The following is a 25,187-nucleotide window of genomic DNA, read 5'->3' on the forward strand; positions in this document are numbered from 1 at the left end:
CCCCTGCGGTCCCCGTCGGCACCCGTGCGGCGGCCACCCAGGCGGCCGCGATCGACGATCCGGCGGTCGCGGTCAGCGCCTTGCCGGCGGCCGCGCCGGTGGTGGCCGCAGCGCGCCCGGCGCCGGTTGCGGTACCTGCGCCGTCGCTGCAGCAGCAGGTCGGCAACGTGCTGCTGCAGGTGGCCAGCTTCGCCAGCCGCGACAACGCCACCCGCGCGCTGGGCAAGCTGTCTGCGGCCGGCATCGTGGGCGCCAGCATCAGCGATATCGTCAGCGGCGACCGCACCCTGTGGCGGTTGCGGGTGTCCGCGACCGACCACGCCACTGCCTCGGAACTTGCAGGCCGCATTGCCGGTCTGGGATTCGGGTTGCCGCAGATCGTCAAAGACTGAATGCCTCCCGCCGGGCGCGCCTGCGTCCGGCCTCCCCATGGGCCTACAATGGCCGTCCCCTGTAATCCCCTTGGCGCCCTTCTGGAGCTTGCTGTCCGATGAAATTCCGCTTTGCCGCTGCTGCCATGGCCACGACCCTGTTCGTGGGCATGGTCTCCGCCCAGACCCCCTTGCCGACCCCGGCGCCGGCACCCGCTCCTGCCGCCGCCGCTCCGGCCTCCGTTGCCATCCCGCCGGCCCCCAAGCCCAGCGTGTCCAAGGCCTGGATCCTGATGGATTACGCCACCGGCCAGGTGCTGGCCGGCGAGAACATCAATGAACAGCTCGCCCCGGCCAGCATCACCAAGGTGATGACCTCGTACGTGGTCGCCGCCGAAGTGAAGAACGGCAAGGTCCGCACCGACGACCAGGTGATGATGAGCGAGCGTGCCTGGCGCGAAGGCGGCGCCGGCACCGACGGCAGCTACAGCGGCTTCCCGGTCAACCAGACCGCACGTCTGGAAGACATGGAAAAGGGCATGGCGATCCAGTCGGGCAACGACGCCGCCATCGCGCTGGCCGAACACGTGGCCGGCAGCGAAGAAGCGTTCGCCTCGCTGATGAACAATTACGCCGCCAAGATCGGCATGAAGGACTCGCACTTCGTCAACGCGCATGGTCTGAGCGCCCCGGGCCACCACACCACCGCCTACGACCTGGCCCTGCTGGGCCGTGCGTTCGTGCGTGACTACCCGGAGACCTACGCCTACAACAAGGTGAAGGAATTCACCGTGGGCAGCATCACCCAGCCCAACCGCAACCTGCTGCTGTGGCGCGACCAGAGCGTGGACGGCATCAAGACCGGCCACACCTCCGAGGCGGGTTACTGCCTGATGAGTTCGGCCCAGCGTGGCGACCAGCGCCTGATCGCCGTGGTGCTGGGTGGCAGCTCGGAAAAGCAGCGCGCCGATGACAGCCTGGCGCTGCTCAACTGGGGCTTCCGCTTCTTCGAAACCCACCGCATGTACGAGCCGGGCAAGGCCGTGGCCGAGCACAAGGTGTGGAAGGGCAAGACCCCCACGCTGCAGCTGGGCGTGGCCCAGCCGCTGCTGGTGAGCGTGCCCCGCGGTCGTTACAACGACCTCAAGCCGAGCATCGACGTGCCCAAGACCCTGGAAGCGCCGTTCACGGCGGGCCAGCAGGTCGGCACGCTGAAGGTCACGCTGGACGGCAAGGTGGTGGCGCAGGCCCCGCTGGTGGCCGTGGCCGCAGTGGAAGAAGCCGGCTTCTTCAAGCGTTTGTGGGACAGCTTCTGGATGTGGTGGGAATCGGAGTAATTCCGAACCCCGCAGGAGAAAAAGACCGGCGAAAGCCGGTCTTTTTTTCGTTCATGGGGTCGCCGGCACCGCGCGACACGCATGGCGTGTCTCTACAACGACCGGCTGATCGTGAAGGACCCATAGATCGGCGACTGGTCCTGCAGGTCGAACTCGCGGGTGCTGTGGTAGCGGGCCAGGGCGAATTTCCAGCGGTTATACATCACCGCCAGGCCGTAACCGCCCTGGGCGACCCAGTTGCGCTTGTCCACGCTGTGGCTGTTGCGGAAGGTGTTGCCGTCCAGCGTGATGTCCCGGATCACCCAGGCTGCATCGGTGGTGGCGAACAGGTGGAACGACCAGCCGCTGGGCTTGCCGCCGCGCGTGGGCGCGGTGTTTTCGCCGGCCGGGCGCAGCGGCGTGCTGCCGAAATCGTCCGGCAGCTTCCAGCCGAAGCGGACTTCGCCACCGGCGTTGAGGTGGGTGGCGAGGTTGCCGACCGCGCCGCCGTAGTGGCTGATCGCATCCCACCCCCAGCCGGCCAGGTTGTCCTCGGCATTGCCCCAGCGGCGCATGCGCTCGTGGGTGAGCATGAACACCGGCTCGTTGTGCAGCTGGTTGTCCCAGCCCTGGAATTTCTCATCGCCCAGCAGCTCATGCACCGCGTTCTGCACCTGCTTGCCCTGCGCCCACGGCCCCACCACGCCCAGCGCCAGCTGGGTGGTCTGCAGACGGTCGCCGCGACGCGCGTTGTAGCCGAAGCTGCCGATCAGTACGCCGGCATACGGCCGGTCGTCCTCTATCAGGTCTTTGCGGGTGAAGTCGGTGGGGGTGAAGATGCCCTGGGCCAGGCTGAAGATCATGTTCTGCTGCTCGAACTCGCCAGGCGCCAGGCGTTCGAGATGGCGGTTGACCCAGCGGGCAAGCCGCGGCAGGCAGGGATCGTCGGTGTAGTCGACCAGGTTGGGCGAGACCAGGGTGATCTGGGCGCCGTTGGTATAGCCCTGGTCCTGGTCCGCGCCGCCGAACAGATCGTTGTCGACGCGGAAGTTGATCTGGGGCGGGTGCTCGCGCATCGCGTCGGGCCCGCATTGTTCGGCTGCCTGTACAGGCACAGCTGCTGCAAGAACACCGGCAAGTGCGGCCGGTAACGCGTATCGCTTCAGAAGCATAAGGTTCCCGCGGATGGTTTATTCATTTTTAAGCGGGAGCAGGGTATTCAGGGCGTGATGCCATGACCAGCACTGCGCACGCACTGCTGCGTTTTGCTGCTGAACGGCGATTTTCACGTGGCGTTGGGCGCAGCTGTGCGCACGATTGCGTACCGCTTGGGTTCGGGCGCATCCGTCCCCATAATCGCCGTCATGGAAATCAAGTCTGACAATCCCGAACACGGCTTCCAGTTCCCCGGTCAGTTCGAGCTCAGTGCGATGGGCTCGGCGAACATCGGTCTGGAGCACGACCTTCCACTGCTGCTGCAGGCGGCCGGCATCCAGGTGCTCAAAGAGCGCATCACCTGGAAGACCTCGTCCAATGGCAAGTACGTCTCCGTAAAGCTGGTCTTCATGGCGGAAACCCGTGAACAGCTGGACACGGCGCATGTCGCGCTGCGCGACCACCCGGAAGTGAAGTGGACGCTGTAGCCAGCTGCGATCTGAAGGCGGCCCCGGGCGAACGCCCGGCGCTGCCGGCGGTGGTGCGCGACCTGGGCCGGCAGCCCTACGCGCCGGTCTGGCATGCAATGCAGCGTTTCACCGATGCGCGTACCGACGACACCCCGGACGAGCTGTGGGTGGTGGAACACGACCCGGTGTTCACCCTGGGCCAGGCCGGCAAGGACGAACACGTGCTGGCGCCGGGGGACATCCCGGTGCTGCACGTGGACCGCGGCGGCCAGGTGACCTATCACGGGCCCGGCCAGATCGTGGTCTACCCGCTGCTGCAGCTGCGCCGGCTGGGGATCGGGGTGCGCGATTACGTGTGCCGGATCGAGCAGGCGATCATCGACACGCTGGACGAATGGAATATCGGCGCTGAACGGCTGGACGGCGCGCCCGGGGTGTATGTGGGCGGGGCCAAGGTGGCCGCGCTGGGCATCCGGGTCCGCCGCGGCTGCACCTTCCACGGGCTGGCCTTCAATGTGGCCATGGACCTGGAGCCATTCCACCGCATCAACCCCTGCGGGTACCAGGGGCTGCAGGTGACCTCGATGGTAGACTTGGGGGGACCGTCCGGCATGGCGGCCGTCAAGCCGGTGCTGCTGGGCCATCTGGCCCGCCAGTTCGGACTGGACCTCCAGCCTGCCGATGCTTTGCCCGATCTGACTGACGCGGCCTGAGTGCCGCCGACCAAGGCCATGACTGAAACCACCGCTCGCATCATTCCCCTGCAGGTCGTGCAGGGCGACACGCCGTCCGCCGCGCCGTTGCAGGCCGGGGTCAAACAGCTGGGCGGTGACAAGATCGGCCGCTCGCCGGTGCAGTTCGCCGACGCGCCGGTGCTGCGCAAGCCGTCGTGGATCCGCGTGCGGATTCCTTCGGGCAACGCGGTGCAGACGCTGAAGGCGAAGCTGCGCGAGAACCGTCTGGTGACGGTCTGCGAGGAAGCCAGCTGCCCGAACATCCACGAGTGCTTCAGCCACGGCACGGCCACCTTCATGATCCTGGGCGAGGTCTGCACCCGGCGCTGCTCGTTCTGCGACGTGGCCCACGGCCGGCCGAAGCCGCCGGACGCGGGTGAGCCGGCCAGCCTGGCCCAGACGGTGGCCGACATGGGCCTGAAGTATGTGGTGGTGACCAGCGTGGACCGCGACGATCTGCGCGACGGCGGTGCCCAGCACTTCGCCGACTGCATCGGCGCGATCCGGGCGAAGTCCCCGAACACCCGCATCGAGGTGCTGACCCCGGACTTCCGCGGCAAGGGCCGCATGGAGCGGGCGCTGGATATCCTGGCGACCAACCCGCCGGATGTGTTCAACCACAACATCGAAACGGTGCCGGACCTGTACCGCAATGTGCGGCCGGGCGCGGATTACCAGTGGTCGCTGACGCTGCTGAAGAACTTCAAGGCGCAGCACCCGACCATCGCCACCAAGTCCGGCATCATGCTGGGGCTGGGCGAGGAGATGGACCAGGTGCGTGCGACGATGCGCGACCTGCGCGCGCACGACGTGGACATGATCACGATCGGCCAGTACCTGCAGCCGACCGCGCATCACCACCCGGTGCTGCGTTACTGGACGCCCGAGGAATACAAGGAGCTGGAGGTCTACGGCTACGAGCTGGGCTTCAGCCATGTGGCCTCCGGCCCGATGGTGCGTTCTTCGTACCATGCGGATGTGCAGGCCAAGGGGGCAGGCGTCGCCTGACGTTCGGGCACCGCGAACAGCGCGGCGCCTCCGTATTGTCGGCTGGGCCGGGGACGGGTGGCCCTGTCCGGGACACGCCGTAAACCCGTCCATGGGGGCTCGGTCGCGGCATCCATGCCGCTCACGGTCCCGGCCAGGGCCACCCGCCCCCGGCCCCGTTGAATCCCATTCGAGCGGTTGGAAAAGCGGTCAGCGACCGCTCCCGGCCTGAATGCCTGCCGACCGCCGGACGGTTGGGGGTTCTGCGCGGTTTCTCCCGGAAACCCCATTTTTCCAACGCTCCGCGCGTCATTCACAATTTGATACAGCGCCGCGTTTAGGCTGGAAATCCGCGTTCTGACGCGGTGGATGACAAACCCCGCAACTTTCGGCACTGTCGTGTGGTCTGATCCGCACGCAGTCTCCCCGTTGGCAAGGTGCCATGAGCAAGTCGATGAAACTCAAAGTTCCCGCATTCCTGATGGCCCTGGCGCTGACCGCGCCGCTGGCGCTGGCTGCCTACGCCGATTCGCCGGCATTGCCGTCGGCGGCGACGCCCGACCAGGTGACGACCTCCAAGCTGGTCTACGGCCTGCTCTCGGACAGCCGCTATGCCTACCGGCCGCGCGCGCTCGACGCGGCGACCTCCAAGGACGTGTTCAAGCGTTACCTGGAATCGCTGGACGGCAGCAAACAGTTCTTCACCCAGGCCGACATCACCAAGTTCGCGCCGTTCGAGGCCAATATCTCCTCGGCGATCCGCGGCGGTGAGCTGGAGCCGGCCTTCCAGGTGTTTGCGGTCTACAAGCAGCGGGTCGGCGAGCGGGTGGGTTACGCGCGCAAGGTGCTCAAGCAGGACTTCGATTTCAGCACCGACGAGCGCTTCGAGTACGACCGCAAGGACGTGCCGTGGGCCGCGAGCAGCGCCGAGCTGGACGACCTGTGGCGCAAGTCGGTGAAGAACGACTGGCTGCGGCTGAAGCTGGCCGGCAAGCAGCCGGCCGAGATCCGCAAGACGCTCGACAAGCGCTATGCGCAGCTGGAGAAGTCGGTCAACGAGTTGAAGGGCGAGGACGTGTTCCAGTTCTTCCTCAACGCCTATACCAGCGCGGTGGATCCGCATACGGATTACTTCACCCCGCGCACGGCGGAGAACTTCAACCAGGCGATGTCGCTGTCGCTGGAAGGCATCGGCGCGCAGCTGCAGCGCCAGGACGACATGGTGGTGATCCGTGAGGTCATCGCCGGCGGCCCGGCCGCGGTCAATGGCACGCTCAAGCCGGGCGACCGCATCGTCGGCGTGGGCCAGGGCAAGTCGGGCCCGGTCGAGGACGTGATCGGCTGGCGCATCGACGATGTGGTGGCCAAGATCCGCGGCAAGAAGGACACCCAGGTGCGGCTGGAATTCATTCCGGCCGAGGAAGGCGTGGACGGCAAGCACCACATGCTGGTGCTGACCCGGCAGAAGGTGCGCCTGGCCGAACAGGCTGCCAAGGGCGAAACGCTGACCATCCCGGCCAAGGACGGTGAGCCGGAGCGCCGGGTGGGCGTGATCAAGCTGCCGACGTTCTACCAGGACTTCGAGGGCCGCCGCCGCAACGCCACCGACTACGCGTCGGCAACCCGTGACGTGGCCAAGCTGCTGGCCGGCTTCAAGAATGACAAGCTGGACGGCGTGGTGCTGGACCTGCGCAACAACGGCGGCGGTTCGCTGGACGAGGCGATCGAGCTGACCGGGCTGTTCATCGAACAGGGCCCGGTGGTGCAGGTGCGCGAATCCGGTGGCCGGGTCACGGTCAACAACGATCGCAGCGAAGCGGTGGCCTGGGACGGTCCGCTGGCGGTGCTGATCAACCGTGGTTCGGCGTCGGCCTCGGAGATCTTTGCCGGCGCCATCCAGGACTACGGTCGCGGGCTGGTGATTGGTGAGACCACCTTCGGCAAGGGCACGGTGCAGAACATCGTCGACCTGGACCGCTGGCCGAGCGGCGAGACCCAGCGCTACGGCCAGGTCAAGCTGACCATCGCGCAGTTCTTCCGCGTCAGCGGCAGCAGCACCCAGCACAAGGGCGTGGTGCCCGACCTGGCGTTCCCGGCCAGCGTGGATGCCAGCGAGTTCGGCGAAAGCACCTACGACAACGCGCTGCCGTGGACCCGCATCGCCGCCGTGCCGCACACTCAGTACGGCAACTTCGGCCCGCTGCTACCCAAGCTGGAAACGCGGCATGCCTCGCGCATCGCGGCGGACAAGGAATTCCAGTGGTGGAATGAAGACGTGCAGCAGTTCCGCACCGAAGCCGCCAAGAAGTACATCTCGCTCAACGAGGGCGAGCGCCGTGCCGAGCGCGAGCGTCAGGACACCCAGCGCAAGCAGCGCCAGGCCATCCGCAAGGAACTGGGCCTGGACCTGGACCCGCTGGCCGACGACAGCAATGACGACGGCCTGACCGGCAACGAGCGCGACATCGTCAAGGACGCCGCGCGCGAGAAGGCCGCCGAGAAGCGCCCGGACCCGCTGTTGCGTGAGTCGGCCGCGATCCTGGCCGATGCGGTGAACCTGCTGGAGCAGGACCGCCCGCTGTCGGCGCAGGTGCTGCCGCAGTCGACCGCGGCGGGCCGCTGGGCCGATTGACCGGCGTGAACCAACAGAAAACGAAGGGCCGGCGGAAACGCCGGCCCTTCGCGTTTAGACCCCGCGCATACGCGGCCGGGCCTATGCTGGGGCGATCCCCTCCTGCAGGAGCGCCCATGCGGCCTTCCCATGCACTGGCGGCCAGCCTGCTGGCCGTATCCCTCAGCGCCTGCGGCGGCCGCGCGGCCGACAGCACGCTGCTCCGCGAGTCCTTCGATTCGGGGGATACCTATTCGCGCACTGTTCCGGGCACCCCCGCCCAAGCCTGCGAAGCGGCGCGGCGTACGCTGCTCAGCCAGGGCTACGCCATCGCGCGTGCCGATCCGGATGCCGTGGAAGGCAACAAGAACTTCCAGCCGCGCGAGGACGAACATGAGCAGCTGGTGCTGCGCATCTCCTGTGCGCCACGCGGCGATGAGGCGCTGGTGTTCATCAGCGCGGTGCAGGACCGCTATGCGCTGAAGAAGAGCCCGACTTCGGCCAGTGTTGGCGTGGGTGCGCTGGGCTCGGTGTCGCTGCCGTTCGGCAGCAACGACGATTCGCTGGTGAAGGTGGCCAGCAGCACGGTGCAGGATGCGGACTTCTATCGCCGCTTCTTCGCCCGCCTGCAGCAGTACCTCCCGGCCGCGAAGGCCGGTACGCCCGAGCCGGTGGCGCCGGCACCGGCGGCGGTGGTGCCGCAACCGCAGCCGCAGCCGCAGCCGACCGTCTCCGAACCCGCGCCCGTTCCTGTCCCCGCGCCAACGCCTGCGCCGACGGCCGATACGCCGATCCCGGCGAACTGAGCAGGCGCGCAGCGTGCCACGGGCGCGTCTCCGTTCGTTGTGCCGTGCGCATGCCGCAGGCGTGGCGCTGGCCGCGTTGCTTTGCGTCGGGTCAGTCGCGGGCACTGAGGCAGGTACGGGCGATTGCCTGCAGCCACTGCTGGAGCGCCTGGGCTGGCAAATAGACATTGCCGCCATCGATGCACCGCGTGTGCACGGTGGTCCGGTCTGCAAACGCGCCGACCGGCGCGAGGCACAGGCCGCAGGTGACCTGCGGGTGGAACTGCCGCGCGCATGGGCGGCCGACCAGCGCCAGCGCTTCCTGCAGACGCTGGTGGACGATCCGGCCACGGTCTGCGCGTATGCATTCGTCCTGGGTGAGGCGACCCGGCGCGCCGCCACCCGGCTGCAGGACAACCCGGGCTACCGCTTCTCCGCCCTGCAACTGGGCTGGATCGGGTTTGGTGCGGCGGGTTCGCGTGCACAGGGGTGGGAGGGCTTCCGCAGCCTGGGCCGCGGCTACCAGCCGGCGGGCCGCAACAGCGAGGCCCTGCAGGCGTTCTACGACGGCCGGGTGCGTAGCGAGTGCGGCGTGGGCCGCCAGGTCGCGCAGCTCGCGACGCAGCGCGAACTGTATGGGGATGCAGCCTTCGATACGGCGTTCACCCCGGGCGAGCTGTCCATCGGCACCTTCCTCACCCTGCACGACACCGACAGCATCCTGCTCGGCCACCACGCGGGGGAGTTCCTTGCCGACGGCAAGGCGGTGCGCACGGCGCAGCGCGGCCGCCAGGCGTTCGTGGGCGCGCCGGGTTTCATCGAACACGTGTTCGACCGCGTGTATCTCGATGACATCAACAACCAGGCCGAGAACTTCGTCATCGTCGACGTCAGCGCCGCAGCGGCTGATGCACTGCGCACGCATGGCGGTTTCGCGCATTACGACGGCGTCAACCATCGCATCTGGGAGCTGGCCAGCCGCATGCCCGGCCCGGGCCTGCGCCGCTTCGAGCGGCTGCTGGCCGAGCGCGACCCCGAACTGCGCGCCGGGTTGCCGGCCGACCAGCAGCCGCTGCTGGCTGAACTGGACCGGCTGCTGGACGATCCGTTCTACCGGGAGTTCGTGATTTATGTGCACCCACGCGGTATACGTCCCGTGGGCTATTACATCGCACGCCTGCTCGACCGCAATCCGCGCACGCCGTTCGCGTTCGAGCTGGGCCTGCACAACCTGCATACCACGCTGTACCGCCGCTGGATCGACACGCAGCTTCGGCAGTGCGCGGCAGCAACGACCTATTCGCAAACCGAGCAAAGGTGAGTCATGGACATTGCAATGATTGGACTGGGGCGCATGGGCGCCAACATGGCCGAGCGGCTGCACCGCGGCGGCCACCGCGTCATCGGCGTGGATCCCGGTGAGGCGGCACGTACCAGCGCCGCCGCGCGTGGCTTCCAGGTCAGCGCGACCGCTGCCGAGGCGCTGGCCGCGCTGCCGGTGCCGCGCGTGGTGTGGCTGATGGTGCCGGCCGGTGAAGTCGTGGACCAGACCCTGGCCGCGCTGTCGCCGCACCTGTCCGAAGGCGATGTCGTGATCGATGGCGGCAACTCGTACTACAAGGACTCGATGCGCCGCGCCGCGCAGTTGCTTGAAGAGGACGTGGCCTACCTGGATTGCGGGACCAGTGGCGGCGTGTGGGGCCTGCAGGAAGGCTACAGCCTGATGATCGGCGGCGATGCCGCTGCGGTGGGGCAGGTCGAGGCGATCTTCCGCACGCTGGCGCCGGCCGAGGACCGTGGCTGGGCGCACGTGGGGCCGAGCGGGGCGGGGCACTTCTGCAAGATGGTCCACAACGGCATCGAGTACGGCATGATGCAGGCCTACGCCGAGGGTTTCGCGATCATGCAGCGCAAGACCGGGTTCGACCTTGACCTGGGCAAGGTCGCGCAGGCGTGGCAGCACGGCAGCGTGGTGCGTTCGTGGTTGCTCGACCTCAGCGTGGAGGCGCTGGAGCAGAACCCGCAGCTCGACGGCATTGCCCCGTTCGTGTCCGATTCGGGCGAGGGCCGCTGGACCGTGGCCGAGGCGATCGACCTGGACGTCTCCGCCCCGGTCATCACCCTGTCGCTGCTGGAGCGCCTGCGCTCACGCGAAAAGAATTCGTACAGCGACCGCATGCTGTCGGCGCTACGCAATCAATTCGGCGGCCACGCGATGAAAACCGACTGAGGCAATCTGGATTCAACCGGCACGGCGTAGCCACGCGCGGCGTGGCTCTACGCCAATGCCACGCGCCGGCCACTGTCGGCGCTTTCGCGGCCCACTTCGAGCAGTCGCATCAACTGCAATGCCTCCTCCGTGCTGACCGGCGCGTCGCCGACCCCCAGCATCGCATCGCGGAACGCGGCATAGAACCGCCGGTAATCGCCCAGCGCGTTGTCCACGCTATGGCGTTGCACATGCCCCTCCGCATCGGCCCGTACGATCTGCCCATGCACCGGGTCCAAGCCCCAGCCCGGTGCGCCGGGCGCGGTGCCCTGGCGCAGCTGGTCTTCCTGCACGTCACGGCCGTCCTTCAGATAGCTGCCCAGGCTGCCATGCACCGCAAAGCGCGGTGCCGATGCCGCTACCAGCGAACCGGCATGCACGATCGCGCGCAGGCCCGGGTAATGCAGCACCGCATGGAAGTAGTCGTCGCTGCGCGCCCCCTCGCGCTGTGCGGCGATGTCGGCGCTGATCGCCTCGGGCCAGCCGAACAGCTGCAGCATCTGGTCGAGCAGGTGCGGGCCGAGGTCCATCCACAGGCCGCCACCCGGTGCGTCACTTTCCCGCCAACGGTCGCGCACCTGCGGGCGGAAGCGGTCGAAGTGCGAATGGCATTCGGCAATGCGGCCCAGCGTGCCCTGTTCAACGACGCTGCGCAGGCTGAGGAAATCGGCGTCGAAGCGTCGGTTCTGGAACACGCTGACCACGCGGTCGGCGTCACGCGCGGCGTCGACTACGGCGCGAGCCTCGGCGCTGCTCAGCGCGAAGGGCTTATCCACCAGCACATGCTTGCCCGCCTGCAGCGCGGCCAGCGCCAGCGGCGCGTGCTGCGCGTTGGGCGTGGCGATCACCACCGCGTCCACCGCCGGGTCGGCCAGCAGCGGCGCCACGTCGGCATGCACGTGCACATCGGTGAAGCTGCGCAGCAACCGGTCGCGCTGCGAACTGACGATGCTGTGCAATGCCAGCCCCGGGGTGTGCTGGATCAGCGGCGCATGGAATACGCTGCCGGCCAGCCCGTAGCCGATCAATCCCACCTGCGCGATCGTGGTCATGTCATGTGCCTGTTGCGGAGCCTGCCCTAAGGGTAAACGCGAATGATGCAGTGCGGAAATATGAACGGTTTTCGGACAACTCCTAAAGGTTCACGGCAGCGTGATGCGGCGGCGACGCGCCCTGTACACCTTTACCCGGACACTGGCGACACACACCAGGAGACACCGCACATGACCAACACCACCCGTAATCTGCTTGCTGCTTCGCTCGCCTTCGGCATGCTGTTTGGCACCTCGGCGGCGATGGCAAAGGATCCGCCGAAGACCACCGATCACAGCGCCATGACCCATGCCGACACGCATGAGTCGGCCGAGCCGGTCACCGACACCTGGATCACCACCAAGGTCAAGAGCGACCTGGTCACCAGCAAGGGCGTTCCCGGCACCGAAGTAAAGGTTGAAACCGTGAACGGCGTGGTTTCGCTGTCCGGCACCGTGGCCACCAAGGCCGAGCACGACAACGCCATCGCCAAGGCGAAGGCCATCAAGGGCGTCAAGAGTGTCGATGCCAGCATGCTGAAGGTCGCCCCCGCGGCTGCCAAGCGCTGATCGACGCAGCACCGGAACACCAGGGGGCGCGCCGCAGGGCGCGCCCTTTTCGTTGCGCCCGGAGGCTGTCCGGTCTCGTCCCGTATTCACGGTCGCCTGGAGTATATTCAGGACTTCGCCCCTGCGGGCGTCGTTCCGGAACCGGGGCGCTGCAGGCAGGGAGGGGGACATGCGAGCTGACGAGGGTCTATGGCACTGGTTTTCAGTGATGAACTCTGGGACCGCTGGCGGTTGCCGGCTCTCGGGCTGGCGGCTGTTGCCATCATCGTGGTGCCATGGCTGACCCTGCGCAAACTTGCCGACGAGAACCTGGACGCGATGCGCTGGGTGACCCACACCCAGGACGTCGGTGTGGCGGTCTACCAGCTGCAGGCCGACGTGCGCGACGTGGAATCGGCCGCGCTGACGATGTCCAAGGGCATCGACGCCCCCGGCCTGCGCGAGCGCCTGGGCCAGGCCCGCTACATTCCGCAGCGCTTGGCCCGGCTGACCGAACTGACCCGCGACAATCCCGAGCAGCTGGTGCGCGTCGGGCGCATCCAGTCGCTGCTCGACCGGCGCATGGAGCTGGCCACGCAGCTGGCGCGATCCAAGCCGGACGACGATCAGCGCCAGCTGGTACAGGACCTCACCACCCGCTATCCCATCCGCGGATTGATCGAGGAACTGCAGAAGCGCGAAGAGCAGCTGTTGGCCCAGCGTTCTGCGCTCTTCGCCCAACAGCAGCGGCAAAGCGAACTCGTGTCCTGGAGCGCGCTGGTGGTGCAGCTGCTGCTGCTCAGCCTGGTGCTGTGGCTGCTGCACCGGCAGATCCTGCACCGCGCCACGGCCGAGCGCGCCACCCGCCGCGCCTCCGCACGCGCGGCATCGGTGCTGCATACCGTGCGTGAGCCGATCGTGCTGCTGGATCGCGAACTCCGGGTGCAGCTGCACAACCCGGCCTTCGCCGAGCTGTATGGCCTGCCCGATGACGAGAGCACCGACGGCCGCGTCCTCGATACGTTGGGCGCGGGCGCCTGGAGTGATCCGGCCGTGCGCCAGCGCTTGATGGACGTGCTGCTGCGCGGTCGCGAACTGTGGGACTTCGAGCACGAGCAACGCACCGACGACGACCAGGTGCGCACCATGCTGATCAACGCGCGGCGCATGCCGCTGCCCGACCGCGATGACGAAGTGGTGCTGATGACGGTCAGCGATGTCACCGTGCAGCGTGCCGTGCAGCAGCATGTGGAAGAGCTCAACCGCCAGCTCGAAGGCAAGGTGGAGCAGGTATCGGAGGTCAACCGCGAGCTGGAAGCCTTCAGCTACTCGGTCTCGCACGACCTGCGTGCGCCGCTGCGGCACGTGGCCGGGTTCTCGGACAAGCTGGCGCGGCACCTGGGCGAGGGCGCCGATGAGAAGTCGCGCCACTATCTGGATGTGATCGCCGGCTCGGCGCGGCGCATGGCCGCCCTGATCGACGACCTGCTGGTCTATTCACGGCTGGGGCGCGCCGCGATGCGCCTGCAGGCGGTGGACATGCAGTCGCTGGTGGCCGACACCCGCGCGCTGCTAGATGCCAACCTGCAGAGCGACGCCGAAGACGGCGGCACGGCGCGCCGGGTGGAGTGGAACATCGCCGCGCTGCCGATCCTGGTGGCGGACGAAAACATGATGCGTCAGCTGTGGCTCAACCTGCTGGGCAATGCAGTGAAGTACTCGGCCAACGTCAACCCGGCCCGGATCGAGGTGGAGCACGAGCGCCAGCCCGATGGAAGCCACCTGTTCAGTGTGCGCGACAACGGCGCCGGCTTCGACATGGCCTACGCCGACAAGTTGTTTGGTGTTTTCCAGCGCCTGCACAAGGCGAGCGAGTACCCCGGCACCGGTATCGGCCTGGCCAGCGCGCGCCGGGTACTGGCCCGCCACAACGGCCGCATCTGGGCCGCCTCGGCAGTGGGCGAGGGCGCCACCTTCCACTTCCTGCTTCCTTCCTCCCTTGATGCACTCAACAAAGGCCCCGTCGCATGACCGCACTTCGAACCATCCTGCTTGCCGAAGACAGCCCTGCCGACGCCGAGATGGCCATCGATGCGCTGGAGGAGGCGCGCCTGGCCAATCCGATCGTGCACGTCGAGGACGGCGTGGAGGCGATGGACTACCTGCTGCGCCGTGGCGCCTTCGCCAACCGTGAGGAAGGGCTGCCGGCGGTGCTGCTGCTGGACATCAAGATGCCGCGCATGGACGGGCTGGAAGTGCTGCGCGAGATCCGTACCACCGAGGAACTCAAGCGGTTGCCGGTGGTGATCCTGTCCTCCTCACGCGAAGAGAGCGACCTGGCCCGCAGCTGGGACCTGGGCGTGAACGCCTATGTGGTCAAGCCGGTGGATGTGGAGCAGTTCTTCGGCGCCGTGCAGACCCTGGGCAAGTTCTGGGCCCTCATCAACCAGGCACCCGAGGTCGAGTGATCCCATGCCGCTGACCGGGCCCTCGCTGGGACATCTGCGCATCCTGCTGGTGGAGGATTCGCCGGAAGACGCCGAACTCATGTGTGAGCAGATGCTCGAGGCGGGGCTGGAGGCCAGCTTCGAGCGGGTGGAGACCTCGGCCGAGCTGCGCGAGGCGCTGCTGCGTTTCGCGCCGGACATCGTGCTCTCGGACCTGGCCATGCCGGGCTTCTCCGGCAACCAGGCGCTGGAGATCGTGCGCGGCTGGCATCCGGACGTGCCCTTCATCTTCGTGTCGGGCACGATCGGCGAAGAGAATGCCGTGGCCGCGCTGCACCAGGGCGCCAACGACTACATCATCAAGCACCAGCCGGCGCGGCTGCCCTCGGCGGTGGCACGTGCGGTGCGTGAATCGCGCGGCACGATCGACCGCCAGCGGGTGGAGGCCGAGCTGATGCGCGCGCAGCGGCTGGAGAGCCTGTCGCTGCTTGCCGCCGGACTGAGTCACGACCTGCGCAACATCCTGCAGCCGCTGCTGATCATGCCCGAGCTGCTCAAGGCGCGGACCGACGACCCGCATCTGCACCACCTGGCCGACGTGATTGCCGAGTGCGGGCGACGCGGCCATGAGATGGCCGAGTCGATGCTGTCGTTCGTGCGCGGTTCGCGCAACCCGAGCGAGCGGATCCAGATCGCGCACTTGTTCGAGGCGATGGAGCTGCTGTTGCGCAGCAACCTGCCGCCCAAGGTCAGCCTGCACCTGGAGGTGGCCGAACCGACCCTGGCGGTGGATGCGAACTACACCGAACTGCAGCAGGTGCTGTTGAACCTGGCGTTGAATGCGATCCAGGCGATGCCGTCCGGCGGGCGGCTGAGCCTGCGCGCGTTTGGCGAACGCGACCTGCAGGGCCAGGAATGGCTGCACCTCTCGGTCGCCGACGAAGGCGTGGGCATGAACGCCGAAGTGCTGTCGCATCTGTTCAATCCCTTCTTCACCACCAAGCCCAACGGCACCGGCTTGGGCCTGGTGTCGTGCAAGCGCATCATCGAAGGCGCGCAGGGCAGCATCCGGGTGGACAGTTCGCCGGGCGTGGGCACGCGCTTCGACCTGTTGCTGCCGATGCGCGCACTGCCTGCCGAAGTTGCGCCGCTGGAGCTGCCGGTGGCCGCCGGTACCGGCCAATCGATCCTGGTGGTGGATGGCGAGGCGACGCGGCTGTCGCTGCTGGGCAATGCGTTGTCCAGCCAGGGGTACCACCTGCAGTTGGCCTCCGACGGCGGCGCCGCGCTGCGCTGGATGCAGCAGGAGGCAATGCCGGCGCTGGTGATCGCCGACGCCGGCGCGAAGCTGCTGTCGGCCAGCCACCTGCTGCGTGAAATGGCGGCGCTGGGCTATCGCGGCCCGGCGCTGGTGCTGGAGGAGGCCGACGTCACGGTGTCGCGGGCGCGCTTCCCGGCCGGCATCAGCGTGCACGTGCTGCGCAAGCCGCTGGAAATGCAGCAGGTCTTCCGTTCGGTGGCGGAGGCGTTGGCGGGGTAGGTCGCGAGCTACCCCGCTTCCCAAGGGAAGCGGGGTAGGCTGGCCACAGCCTGTTCCAATCGCCGTGACCAGTTGCCGTGGATTTCGGCGTACAGGGGGCTGTCGCCGGCCAGGCGCATGCGCTGGCTGATGCGCAGGTCGCCCGCGCGCAGCAGTACCAGGTCCACCGGCAGGCCGACCGACAGGTTGGAGCGGATGGTCGAGTCCAGCGACACGATCGCGGTGCGCGCCGCGTCGTCCAGCCGGGTCTGCGGGCGGATGATGCGGTCCAGGATCGGCTTGCCGTACTTGGACTCGCCGATCTGCAGGAACGGCGTCTCCGGCGAGGCGGCGATGGCATTGCCCAGCGGGTAGATCATGTACATGCCGGGGTGCTCGCCGCCGACCTGGCCGCCCAGGATCAGCGTGGCCTGGGTATTGACCCCATCGTGGCCGTGCTCGGGGGTGCTGGATTTGACCTGGCTGTCCACCAGCACCCGGCCCACGTACTCGGCCACCTCGAACAGGTGGCGGTAGCTGCGCAGGTTCTCCGGCCGCTGCTCTTCCACGTCGCGGTGCAGGCGCGAGATCAGCAGCTGGGTGGTGGCCAGGTTGCCGGCCGCCATGATCACGAAGGCGGCCTCCCCCGGGAACTCGAATTCGTGCAGCTTGCGGTGCACGCGTACGTCGTCCAGCGACGCGTTGGTACGGGTATCGGCGGCGAAGACCAGGCCCTCATCCACCGCAATGCCGACGCAATAGGTCATGTCGGTGTCCTATGATGTGCACCCCGATTCTATGCGCTGGCCATGTTGGCCCCGTGTGGATTCGCCCCCACGTACGCTGAATATCATGACCACTGTGCTCCTGAGCCTGGGCAGCAATCTGCAGCCGCAACAGCATCTTCACGCCGCGGTGGCCGCGCTGCGCGAGCGTTTCGGTGCGATCCGGGTGTCGCCGGCCTACCGTACCGCCGCCGTGGGCTTCGACGGCCCGGCCTTCCTCAACAACGCGGTGGCGCTCGAGACCGATATGCCGCTGGAGGCGCTGGACCCGTGGCTGCACGCGCTGGAAGACGCCCACGGGCGCGACCGCAGCGGGCCGCGTTTCAGCGACCGTACGCTGGACATCGATGTGGTGTTCTACGGCGACCTGATCGTGGAGGGCCCCGGCCATCTGCGCATTCCGCGGCCCGAGCTCAAGCATGCGTTCGTGCTGAAGCCGCTGGCAGACATCGCGCCGACCTTCATCGACCCGGTCAGCGGCCTGCCCCTGGCCGCATTGTGGCGGGCGCATGCGCAGCACGACGACGTCTTCGAGGTCGTCGAACTGGGTTGATCGGTTACGACAACATCCGCCCGCCATCCACCCGCAGGGTATGGCCGGTCACGAACGGGGCGTCATTCACCAGCCAATAGACGGCCTCGGCGATCTCTTCCACCGTACCCGTACGGGCCAGCGGCGTACGCGCCAGCAGTGCCTGCTGGGCGTAGTCGTCCTTGCCCTGTTCCGGCCACAGGATCGCGCCGGGGGCCACGGCATTCACCCGCACCTTGGGCGCCAGCTCCAGCGCCAGGGAGCGGGTGATCATTTCCAGCGCGGCCTTGGCGGAGGCATATACCGGATGGTCGCGCATCGGCTGGGTGCCGTGGAAATCGGTCAGGTTGACGATGCAGCCCTGGTGGCGGCGCAGCTGCGGCGCGGCCGCCTGGGCCAGCAGCAGCGGGGCGCGGGCATTGACCGCGAACAGGTCGTCCCACTGGGCGGCGGTGATCTGGCCCAGCAGAGTGGGGTAGAAGTTGGAGGCGTTGTTGACCAGGGCGTCCAGCCGGCCGAACTGGGCCACGGTCTGTTCCACCAGGTCGGGCAGGGCGTCGGCATCGCGCAGGTCGGCCTGCAGCGCCAGCACGCTGCCCGGGCGCAGCATGTCCAGGTCGAAGGCCATCTGCTGCAGCTCGGTGGTGGAGGTATGCGCGTGCAGCACCAGCGACCAGCCACAGGCGTGGAACTGGCGGGCAATGGCCGCGCCGATGCGGCGCGCGCTGCCGGTGATCAGCACGACGGGTGTGGTGGCGGTCATCGGGGCTCCTTCCTGCTCGGCTATGCTGTGCATTGTCACCGCAATTGCCTGCGCCATGCATTCCTCACTGCCCACCCCCGATACCGACGCCCTGGCCCACAGCGACCAGCTGGCCGACGCGCTGCGCGCGGAGATCCTCGCCAACGGCGGCGCCATGCCGTTCGCGCGGTTCATGGAACTCAGCCTGTATGCGCCCGGCTTCGGCTACTACAGCGCCGGTGCCAGCAAGTTCGGGGAGGCCGGCGATTTCACCACCGCGCCTGAAATGGGGCCGCTGTTCACCGCCACCCTGGCCAACGCCATCGCCCCGGTCATGCAGCAGCTCGGCCCGACGGCGCGGTTCCTCGAGCTGGGCGGCGGCAGCGGCGCCTTCGCCGAGATCCTGCTCAAGCGGTTGCTGGAACTGGATGCGCTGCCTGAGCGCTACGCGATCCTGGAGCCCAGCGCCGACCTGCGCGAACGCCAACGCGAGCGTCTGGAACAGGCCCTGATTCCGCCGCTGTTCGCCCTGGTGGAGTGGCTGGACGGCCCGTTCGACGACGACTGGGACGGCATGGTGTTCGCCAACGAGGTGATCGACGCGCTGCCGACCCCGCGCTTCCTCGCCCGCGATGGCATGGTCTACGAAGAGACCGTGGAGCTCGATGCCGAGGGGCAGTTCATGCGCGGCGCGCAGCCGGCCGATGCCATGCTCACCGCAGCGGTGCGTCATCTCGAACGCTACCGCGAGAAACCCTTTGCCGATGGCTACCGTTCCGAGCTGCTGCCGCATCTGCCGTACTGGATCCAGGCGGTGGCGGGTGGCCTGAAGCGCGGCGCGATGCTGTTTGTCGACTACGGCTACCCGCGCAACGAGTATTACCAGGATGACCGCGACGACGGCACCGTGCGCGCGTTCTACCGCCATCACGTGCACAACGATGTCTTCCGCTGGCCCGGCCTGCAGGACCTGACCGCGTCGGTGGACTTCACCGCGCTGGCCGAGGCCGGCACCCACGCCGGCTTCGAGCTGGCCGGTTACGCCACGCAGTCCAGCTTCCTGCTCGGCAACGGGCTGGATGCACTGCTGGCGTTGGCCGAATCACGCTCCGACGAGGTCGGCAGGCTGCGCCTGCGCGAGCAGGTCAAGAAGCTCACCCTGCCCAGTGGGATGGGCGAGCGCTTCCAGGTGATGGGGTTCCAGCGTGATGTCGATTTCGAGGCTGCGTTCCAGCTCGGCGATCTGACCTGGCGGCTCTGAGTGGCCACGACAGGGATGTTGAAACCGCTGCGCTTCCCGCGCTTCTGGCTGGGCCTGTGGTGGTTGGCGATCGCGCTGACCATCACCGTCTGCCTGATTCCGCCGCCGCCGCTGGATCTGCCGCCGAACAGCGACAAGGTCGAGCATTTCCTGGCGTACTTCCTGCTGGCCGGTTCGGCGGTGCAGATCTACCGCACGCGTGCGGCGCTGCTGTGGGCGTGCGTCGGCTTGGTCGGCCTGGGCGTCGGCATCGAATTCCTGCAGGGGGCGTTGACCGTCAACCGCATGGCCGACCCGATGGATGCGCTGGCCAACAGCATGGGCGTGCTGGCCGGCATGGCGCTGGTGTTCACGCCGTTGCGCGATGTGTTGCTGCGCCTGAAGGGCTGATCCCGGAGTGCGGGAGCAGGTTGCCCGATTTCGTTCGCGAACTGCGGTTACCGTGCGTGGAGCTCCATCTGCACGGTGCCGGCCATTGGCCGGCACCGTGTTGCGGTCAGCGCGGCACCAGCTCCAGGGTGTCCAGCACCCACATCGTCGGGCGGGTGTCGCCGGTGAAGCGCACGCACAGGTCCTGCGTTCCCTTCAGCGTGCGCGGCAGCGCGGCTTCCAGCGTGATGAATCCATCTGCGCCCGGGTTGGCCGGCAGCGGCACCGTGGCCAGCGGCTTGCCATCGCACTGCGCGTTGAGGATGTCCATCTCGCCGTGTGCGCTGCGTGCCTTGACGAAGCGGCGCTGCGGTTCGTCATGGGCCAGCTGGAAGTAGTACGGAATCTGGCCGGCACGCACGCGCAGCGTGGCGATGCCGTCCACGTTCGCGCCCTGCCACAGCCAGCACGGGTTGAAGATGTTGACGTTGAAGATCGCGCGCGCACCGTCCGCCGGGCCGTCGTCTTCCAGCCGTAGCAGCAGCTTGCCCTCGCCGGGGCACATGGCCAGTTGCTCGTCGGTGCGGCGGAGCAGCGAGGCGGCGGTGACATCGAAACGGCTCGCCGCCCTGGCCAGTGCCTGCCCATCGAAGAACGTGGCCGCCTGCAGGCCCACCGGCAGCGGCTGGGTGAGTGGCGCGGTGTACTGCGGCGACTGCGCGGTGACCGGGCTGCCGTCCACGCTGTAGCGGATGTCGTAGCCCAGCGGCGTGCGCAGCGCCACGGTGGCGGTGCCGGCCTTGCGGTCGTCACTGATATCGGCCTCCACCTCGAACGGGGTCTGCGCATACGCGATGCCCATCGCCTGCCAGCGCTGCAGCTGCGTGGGCAGGCGGGCCAGGAAGTCGGCGAAGTCACGGCGCTCGCGCGGCGACCAGCCGGTTTCGGCCACGGCGGCCAGGCGCGGGAACAGGTTGTGCTGCAGGCGCGCGTAGCTGCGCGTGTGCTCGGTGAACATGTTGGCCTGCAGCCCGAGGATGTGCTGCTGCTTGTCTTTGGCCAGCGTGTCGGGCACCGGCTCGAAGCCATAGACGCGGCCGAGCGGGGTGCTGAGCGGCCGGCCCGGCGGCTCGTTGGGCGAATTGGTCTGCAGGTAGTCCATGTACATGTCGGTGACGGGCGACATCACCACGTCGTGCCCTTCGCTGGCGGCCTTGAGCCCGCCTTCGGTACCGCGCCAGGACATCACCGTGGCCTCGGGCGGCAGGCCGCCCTCGAGAATCTCGTCCCAGCCGATCAGGCGCCGGTCGTGCTGCTCCAGGTATTTCTCCAGGCGCTTGATCAGGTGGCTCTGCATTTCCATTTCATTGCTCGCGCCTACCTCGCGCATGCGCGCCTGCACGCGTGCCGAGGCCTCCCACTGGTCCTTGACCGCCTCGTCGCCGCCGACATGCACGTACTTGGCGGGGAACAGCTCGATCACTTCGTCCAGCACGTTCTCCAGGAACTGGAACGTGCTCTCTTCGGTGTTGAACAGGTTCGGGAACACGCCCCATTCGCTCAGCGGCTGCAGCGGCGTGTCGATCGTACCCAGCTGGGGATACGCGGCGATCGCGGCGGTGGCGTGGCCGGGCACGTCGATCTCGGGAATGACCTGGATGTGGCGTGCCGCCGCATAGGCGATGACCTCGCGGATCTGGTCCTGCGTGTAGAAGCCGCAGTACGGGCGCGGCGCGCCGGTGGCCGGGTCGCGGCCGCCGTCACCGGCGGGAATGCGGCAGCTGCCCACGCCGGTGAGCTTCGGGTAGCGCTTGATCTCCATGCGCCAGCCCTGGTCATCGGTGAGATGCCAGTGGAAGGTGTTGAGCTTCTGCTCGGCCATGGCGTCGAGCACCTGCTTGATCTCGTCCAGGCTCTGGAAGTGGCGCGCCGAATCGAGCATCAGGCCGCGCCAGCTGAAGCGGGGCGCATCGTCGATGCGCAGCGCGGGCACGGCGCCCTTGCTGCCACCGGTAAGCAGCTGCGACAACGTGGCGGCGCCGTAGAACAGGCCGGCCTCGGTGGCGGCCTGCACGGTGATGCCGCGCGCATCGCTGCGCAGCTGGTAGCCCTCGGCGCCGGTGGAGAGGCTGCCGTCGAGCACGAAGCGCACGCCGTCGGTGCCGCGCGCGCTGGACAACTGCAGCGCCGGGCCGCCGCTGCTGCGCAGCACGCCGGCGAACTGGCCGGCCACGCGGCGGGCGGTGTCGCCCTGCGCGCGCAGCGCGGTGCTGGCGGTCACGGTGTAGCCGGCGCCATCGATGCGTTCGAGATGGGCCGGTGCGGGAATCAGGGGGAGCGAACCGGGCAGGGCGCGCGGGCCGGGCGCGGCCGCGGTATCGGCGGCATGCGCCAGCGGGGCCAGGGAAAGTGCCAGTGCGAAGGACAGCAGCGACAGCGAGGTACGACGGGTGCGGGTATGCATCGGGTCATTCCTTTGGTGCGTTGGTGAAAAAAAAACGGGCCCGGTTCCGGGCCCGTTTTTCGTGGGCCTTTACGGCTCACGGTAGTGCCGGGCTCTGCCCGGCATACCTTAATACTTGACGCGGAAGTTCAGGTAGTACTGGCGACCGTTGGAGTAGAACGAGGTCGGAATGGCCGCGCTCTGGTAGTACTTGTAGGTCGGGTTGTTGAGGTTCAGGCCGTCCAGCGTGATGCTCAGCCAGTCGGTGGCCTTGTAGCTCAGCGACGCCGACAGCGTGCCGAAATCATCCTGGTAGTACGGGTTGGCACCGGACAGGCTGATCAGGAACGACGAGCGGTGGGTGTAGCTGACGCGTGCACCGAAGGTGTCGTTCTCGAAGAAGGCGCCCACGTTGTAGGTGTTCTTCGAGGTGCCCAGCAGGTTGTGGCTGCCGTCGGCCCAGGTGTGCGCCGAGGTGCCGTTGGCGTAGGTGTAGTTGGCGTTGATGCCGAAGTTCTCGCCGATCGGCTGTTCGTAGGCCACTTCCACGCCGGTGACCTTGCCGTCGGCATTGATCGGGGTGGACACCGCGTAGGTTTCAAGCTGGTTGGTCAGTTCGCTGAAGAGCTGCTTGTTGATCACGTCGAACGCAACGTAGTCCTTCAGGTCGATATGGTACGCACCGACCGACAGCAGGCCGCGCGGCATGAAGTACCACTCCAGGTTGGCATCCAGGTTGCTGCCGATGGTCGGCTTCAGTTCCGGGTTGCCGCCACCGCCGGTCTTGTTCAGGTCCGAACCCCACGCGGACGCACCCAGTGCCGAGTAGTCCGGCAGGGTCTGGGTCTGCGACGCGGCGACGCGCAGCACCAGGTTGTCGTCCAGGTCGAACTTGATGTTGGCGCTGGGCAGCACGCGGTCGTACTTGTTCTGGAACGCCTGGCGCTGCCACATGCCGAACAGGCTGCTCACGTCGGCACGGGCCGCGTCGCTGACCGCCAGGTAGGTGTCGATGTCCTGCTTGATGTCCACGTACCGCAGGCCGATGTTGCCGCTCCACCAGTCACCGGTGAAGTTGGCCTGCACGTAACCGGCGAAGTTCTTTTCCTTCACCTTCCACTCGGCGCCGTAGTTGTGGCGGCCGGTCGGGCCGTCATTGTTGTACAGCCAGGTGGAGTTGTTGACGATCGCGTTCTGCAGCGCGCCGGGGGTGTAATACCAGACGTCGCGCGGGAAGTTGCCGCCGATGCCGCTGGCGAAGTTGCCCGGGTAGTTGCCGGTGGCGCTGCCGCGCAGGGCGGACCAGATGTCGCCCGGGCTGGCACCTTCCGGAGACAGCGCTTCACGCTCGTGGTCGGCGAAACGCAGGCCGAAGTCCAGCGAGCTCAGTGCACCGCCATCGCTGAAGTACTGGTTGAAGTCGAGCGAGGCCCAGTCTTCCTTGTCCTCGGCCCGGACCAGCTGGTTGCCCCAGGTGCCGAAGCTGCTTACGCCGCTCGGGCTGGTGTCACCGCCCACGTTCCAATCCACCGGCGAACCTGCCCCATGGGTGGCCCAGCTGGCGCCGCCGCCCTGGCCCAGGGTGACTTCGGCGATGAACTGGCGCGGCGTTTCGCCGGTGCCCTTGGTGGTGCCGGCCTGGAACTTGGCGCCCAGGTTGTCGTTGATCTGCCAGTCGGCGTCGAAGGTGACGTAGCTGGTCTTGGCCGTGGCTTCACGGTAGATCATGTCGTACACGGCGTAGTTGGTGCCCGGTACGCCCGCGTAGGTGGCATTGCTCAACACGCCGTCGGTGATGGTGTAGCCCGGGTTCGGCGCCTGGGTCTTGGCGAAGTTGCCGCCCCACATCATGTAGTTGCGGTTGTAGTTGTTCGCTTCCAGTTCCGAGGTGAAGCCGCTCAGACCGAGCGTCAGGTTGTCCATCGGCTTCCACTGGAACGTCAGCAACCCGCCCTTGCGCTCACGGGTCTGTTCGAACAGCGTCGAGCCCAGCAGGCCCGGCACGTTCACGCCGATCAGGTCCGGGTTGGTCGCGGCGACCGGATCGGTCGCTGCGATCTTGAAGAAGCCGCCCGGGATTTCCTGCGCCTCGCGGCGCAGCTCACGCTTCTGGTAGAAGGCCTGCAGCATCACGCCGAAGGTGTCGCTGTCGTTCTTCCAGTTGACCAGGCCCGAGAACTGCGGATCGGTCGAATCGGCCTGGTCCGAGCGCACCGCGCCCAGGGACGCTTCGGCGCTGAACGGCTTGGCGAACTGCAGCGGCTTGCGGGTGATGATGTTGACGGTACCGGTGGTGCCGCCGTCCTGCAGCTTGGCCTGCGAGGACTTGTTCACTTCCACCGAGCTGACCAGCTCGGACGGCAGCAGCGAGTAGCTGACGCTGCGGCCCACGTTGTTGCCCTGGCTGAGCACGAACCAGTCGGCCGAGCCAACGCTGTGGCCGTCGATCAGGGTCTGGGTCAGGCTCGGGCTGGTGCCGCGCAGGCTGACGCGGTCGGCTTCGTCGAAGCCGCCTTCGTCGGCGCTGGCCGAGCTGATGTTCACGCCGGGCAGGCGCTGCAGGGTGTCGGCCACGTTGTGCGCCGGCAGCTTGCCGACGTCTTCGGCGGTCACCACTTCCAGGCGCGCATTGGCTTCACGCTTGGTGTCGAGGGACTTCTCCATCGAACCGCGGATGCCGGTAACAACCACGGTGTCCAGGTCGGTGGCGGTGGGCTGTGCGTCCTGCGCGTGGGCGCCGAAGGCGATACAGCTGAAAATGGCTGCCGAAAGCAGGCTCTTGCGGTGGTTCATGATGTCTCTCCTCATCAA

The 25,187-nt window shown here is 67.5% G+C and carries 22 protein-coding genes; 16 read left to right on the top strand and 6 right to left on the bottom strand.

The window, feature by feature from the left end:
- Both ACOZHM_RS10525 and ACOZHM_RS10530 read left to right on the top strand, forming a co-directional pair.
- Positions 1 to 392 (top strand): SPOR domain-containing protein (locus ACOZHM_RS10525; RefSeq protein ID WP_421569204.1); only part of this gene is annotated, 392 nt, incomplete at its 5' end.
- Positions 393 to 490: 98 nt separating this feature from the next.
- Positions 491 to 1,708 carry a D-alanyl-D-alanine carboxypeptidase family protein gene (locus ACOZHM_RS10530; RefSeq protein WP_421569205.1) on the top strand — a complete coding sequence of 406 codons (1,218 nt, stop codon included), beginning with the start codon at positions 491 to 493 and terminating at the stop codon, positions 1,706 to 1,708.
- A 92-nt stretch (positions 1,709 to 1,800) separates the two neighbouring features.
- Here ACOZHM_RS10530 and ACOZHM_RS10535 read toward each other — a convergent pair whose 3' ends face one another.
- A complete protein-coding gene (locus ACOZHM_RS10535; RefSeq protein ID WP_421569206.1) occupies positions 1,801 to 2,859 on the bottom strand; it encodes a lipid A deacylase LpxR family protein in 1,059 nt (352 codons plus the stop codon).
- A 192-nt stretch (positions 2,860 to 3,051) separates the two neighbouring features.
- Between ACOZHM_RS10535 and ACOZHM_RS10540 the strand changes: the two genes are divergently transcribed.
- The 7 genes from ACOZHM_RS10540 (at position 3,052) to gnd (ending at position 10,659) form a co-directional block, all read left to right on the top strand.
- The gene (locus ACOZHM_RS10540; RefSeq protein WP_421569207.1) at positions 3,052 to 3,330 is read left to right on the top strand and encodes a DUF493 family protein; all 279 of its coding nucleotides are present in this window, start codon (positions 3,052 to 3,054) and stop codon (positions 3,328 to 3,330) included.
- Positions 3,318 to 4,025: a lipoyl(octanoyl) transferase LipB gene (lipB, locus tag ACOZHM_RS10545; RefSeq protein WP_421569208.1), complete on the top strand. Its 708-nt coding sequence runs from the start codon at positions 3,318 to 3,320 to the stop codon at positions 4,023 to 4,025. Before ACOZHM_RS10540 ends, lipB begins: the two co-directional genes overlap by 13 nt.
- 18 nt (positions 4,026 to 4,043) lie before the next feature.
- On the top strand, positions 4,044 to 5,054 hold the full coding sequence (gene lipA, locus ACOZHM_RS10550) for a lipoyl synthase (protein ID WP_421569209.1): 1,011 nt from the start codon (positions 4,044 to 4,046) through the stop codon (positions 5,052 to 5,054).
- Between the two features lie 433 nt (positions 5,055 to 5,487).
- Positions 5,488 to 7,665, top strand: a complete 2,178-nt coding sequence (locus ACOZHM_RS10555; protein ID WP_421569210.1) for a carboxy terminal-processing peptidase — start codon at positions 5,488 to 5,490, stop codon at positions 7,663 to 7,665.
- A gap of 116 nt (positions 7,666 to 7,781) precedes the next feature.
- The gene (locus ACOZHM_RS10560; RefSeq protein WP_421569211.1) at positions 7,782 to 8,450 is read left to right on the top strand and encodes a DUF2242 domain-containing protein; all 669 of its coding nucleotides are present in this window, start codon (positions 7,782 to 7,784) and stop codon (positions 8,448 to 8,450) included.
- 13 nt (positions 8,451 to 8,463) lie between these two features.
- Positions 8,464 to 9,750: a hypothetical protein gene (locus ACOZHM_RS10565; RefSeq protein ID WP_421569212.1), complete on the top strand. Its 1,287-nt coding sequence runs from the start codon at positions 8,464 to 8,466 to the stop codon at positions 9,748 to 9,750.
- Positions 9,751 to 9,753: 3 nt separating this feature from the next.
- Complete coding sequence (gnd, locus tag ACOZHM_RS10570; RefSeq protein ID WP_421569213.1) at positions 9,754 to 10,659, top strand: phosphogluconate dehydrogenase (NAD(+)-dependent, decarboxylating); 906 nt, start codon at positions 9,754 to 9,756, stop codon at positions 10,657 to 10,659.
- A 47-nt stretch (positions 10,660 to 10,706) separates the two neighbouring features.
- Here the strand turns inward: gnd and ACOZHM_RS10575 are convergent, their stop codons facing one another.
- Positions 10,707 to 11,750, bottom strand: coding sequence for an oxidoreductase (locus tag ACOZHM_RS10575; protein ID WP_421569214.1), 1,044 nt, complete (start codon positions 11,748 to 11,750; stop codon positions 10,707 to 10,709).
- Between the two features lie 171 nt (positions 11,751 to 11,921).
- Here ACOZHM_RS10575 and ACOZHM_RS10580 point away from each other — a divergent pair, with 171 nt between their 5' ends.
- The 4 genes from ACOZHM_RS10580 (at position 11,922) to ACOZHM_RS10595 (ending at position 16,265) form a co-directional block, all read left to right on the top strand.
- On the top strand, positions 11,922 to 12,299 hold the full coding sequence (locus ACOZHM_RS10580; protein WP_421569215.1) for a BON domain-containing protein: 378 nt from the start codon (positions 11,922 to 11,924) through the stop codon (positions 12,297 to 12,299).
- Between the two features lie 189 nt (positions 12,300 to 12,488).
- Entirely contained in the window at positions 12,489 to 14,309 is a 1,821-nt protein-coding gene (locus ACOZHM_RS10585) for a sensor histidine kinase (RefSeq protein ID WP_421569216.1), read from the top strand.
- Positions 14,306 to 14,746, top strand: a complete 441-nt coding sequence (locus ACOZHM_RS10590; RefSeq protein ID WP_421569217.1) for a response regulator — start codon at positions 14,306 to 14,308, stop codon at positions 14,744 to 14,746. The genes ACOZHM_RS10585 and ACOZHM_RS10590 overlap by 4 nt, the downstream gene beginning before the upstream one ends.
- 4 nt (positions 14,747 to 14,750) lie before the next feature.
- Positions 14,751 to 16,265 (top strand): response regulator, encoded by a 1,515-nt coding sequence (locus ACOZHM_RS10595; RefSeq protein ID WP_421569218.1) that lies wholly within the window; start codon positions 14,751 to 14,753, stop codon positions 16,263 to 16,265.
- A gap of 8 nt (positions 16,266 to 16,273) precedes the next feature.
- On the opposite strand, the gene ACOZHM_RS10600 is transcribed toward ACOZHM_RS10595, so the two are convergent.
- Positions 16,274 to 17,011, bottom strand: a complete 738-nt coding sequence (locus ACOZHM_RS10600) for a 20S proteasome subunit A/B (protein WP_421569219.1) — start codon at positions 17,009 to 17,011, stop codon at positions 16,274 to 16,276.
- A gap of 85 nt (positions 17,012 to 17,096) precedes the next feature.
- Between ACOZHM_RS10600 and folK the strand changes: the two genes are divergently transcribed.
- On the top strand, positions 17,097 to 17,582 hold the full coding sequence (gene folK / locus ACOZHM_RS10605) for a 2-amino-4-hydroxy-6-hydroxymethyldihydropteridine diphosphokinase (RefSeq protein WP_421569220.1): 486 nt from the start codon (positions 17,097 to 17,099) through the stop codon (positions 17,580 to 17,582).
- 4 nt (positions 17,583 to 17,586) lie between these two features.
- On the opposite strand, the gene ACOZHM_RS10610 is transcribed toward folK, so the two are convergent.
- A complete protein-coding gene (locus tag ACOZHM_RS10610; protein WP_421569221.1) occupies positions 17,587 to 18,324 on the bottom strand; it encodes a pteridine reductase in 738 nt (245 codons plus the stop codon).
- A 55-nt stretch (positions 18,325 to 18,379) separates the two neighbouring features.
- Between ACOZHM_RS10610 and ACOZHM_RS10615 the strand changes: the two genes are divergently transcribed.
- Positions 18,380 to 19,564 carry a class I SAM-dependent methyltransferase gene (locus ACOZHM_RS10615; RefSeq protein ID WP_421569222.1) on the top strand — a complete coding sequence of 395 codons (1,185 nt, stop codon included), beginning with the start codon at positions 18,380 to 18,382 and terminating at the stop codon, positions 19,562 to 19,564.
- A 15-nt stretch (positions 19,565 to 19,579) separates the two neighbouring features.
- Positions 19,580 to 19,954 (top strand): VanZ family protein, encoded by a 375-nt coding sequence (locus ACOZHM_RS10620; protein WP_421569223.1) that lies wholly within the window; start codon positions 19,580 to 19,582, stop codon positions 19,952 to 19,954.
- 106 nt (positions 19,955 to 20,060) lie between these two features.
- On the opposite strand, the gene ACOZHM_RS10625 is transcribed toward ACOZHM_RS10620, so the two are convergent.
- Positions 20,061 to 22,397, bottom strand: coding sequence for a family 20 glycosylhydrolase (locus ACOZHM_RS10625; RefSeq protein WP_421569224.1), 2,337 nt, complete (start codon positions 22,395 to 22,397; stop codon positions 20,061 to 20,063).
- Positions 22,398 to 22,505: 108 nt separating this feature from the next.
- Entirely contained in the window at positions 22,506 to 25,169 is a 2,664-nt protein-coding gene (locus ACOZHM_RS10630; RefSeq protein WP_421569225.1) for a TonB-dependent receptor, read from the bottom strand.
- Between the last annotated feature and the right edge of the window lie 18 nt (positions 25,170 to 25,187).

Source organism: Stenotrophomonas sp. PD6, assembly GCF_049199305.1.
Classification (GTDB): domain Bacteria; phylum Pseudomonadota; class Gammaproteobacteria; order Xanthomonadales; family Xanthomonadaceae; genus Stenotrophomonas.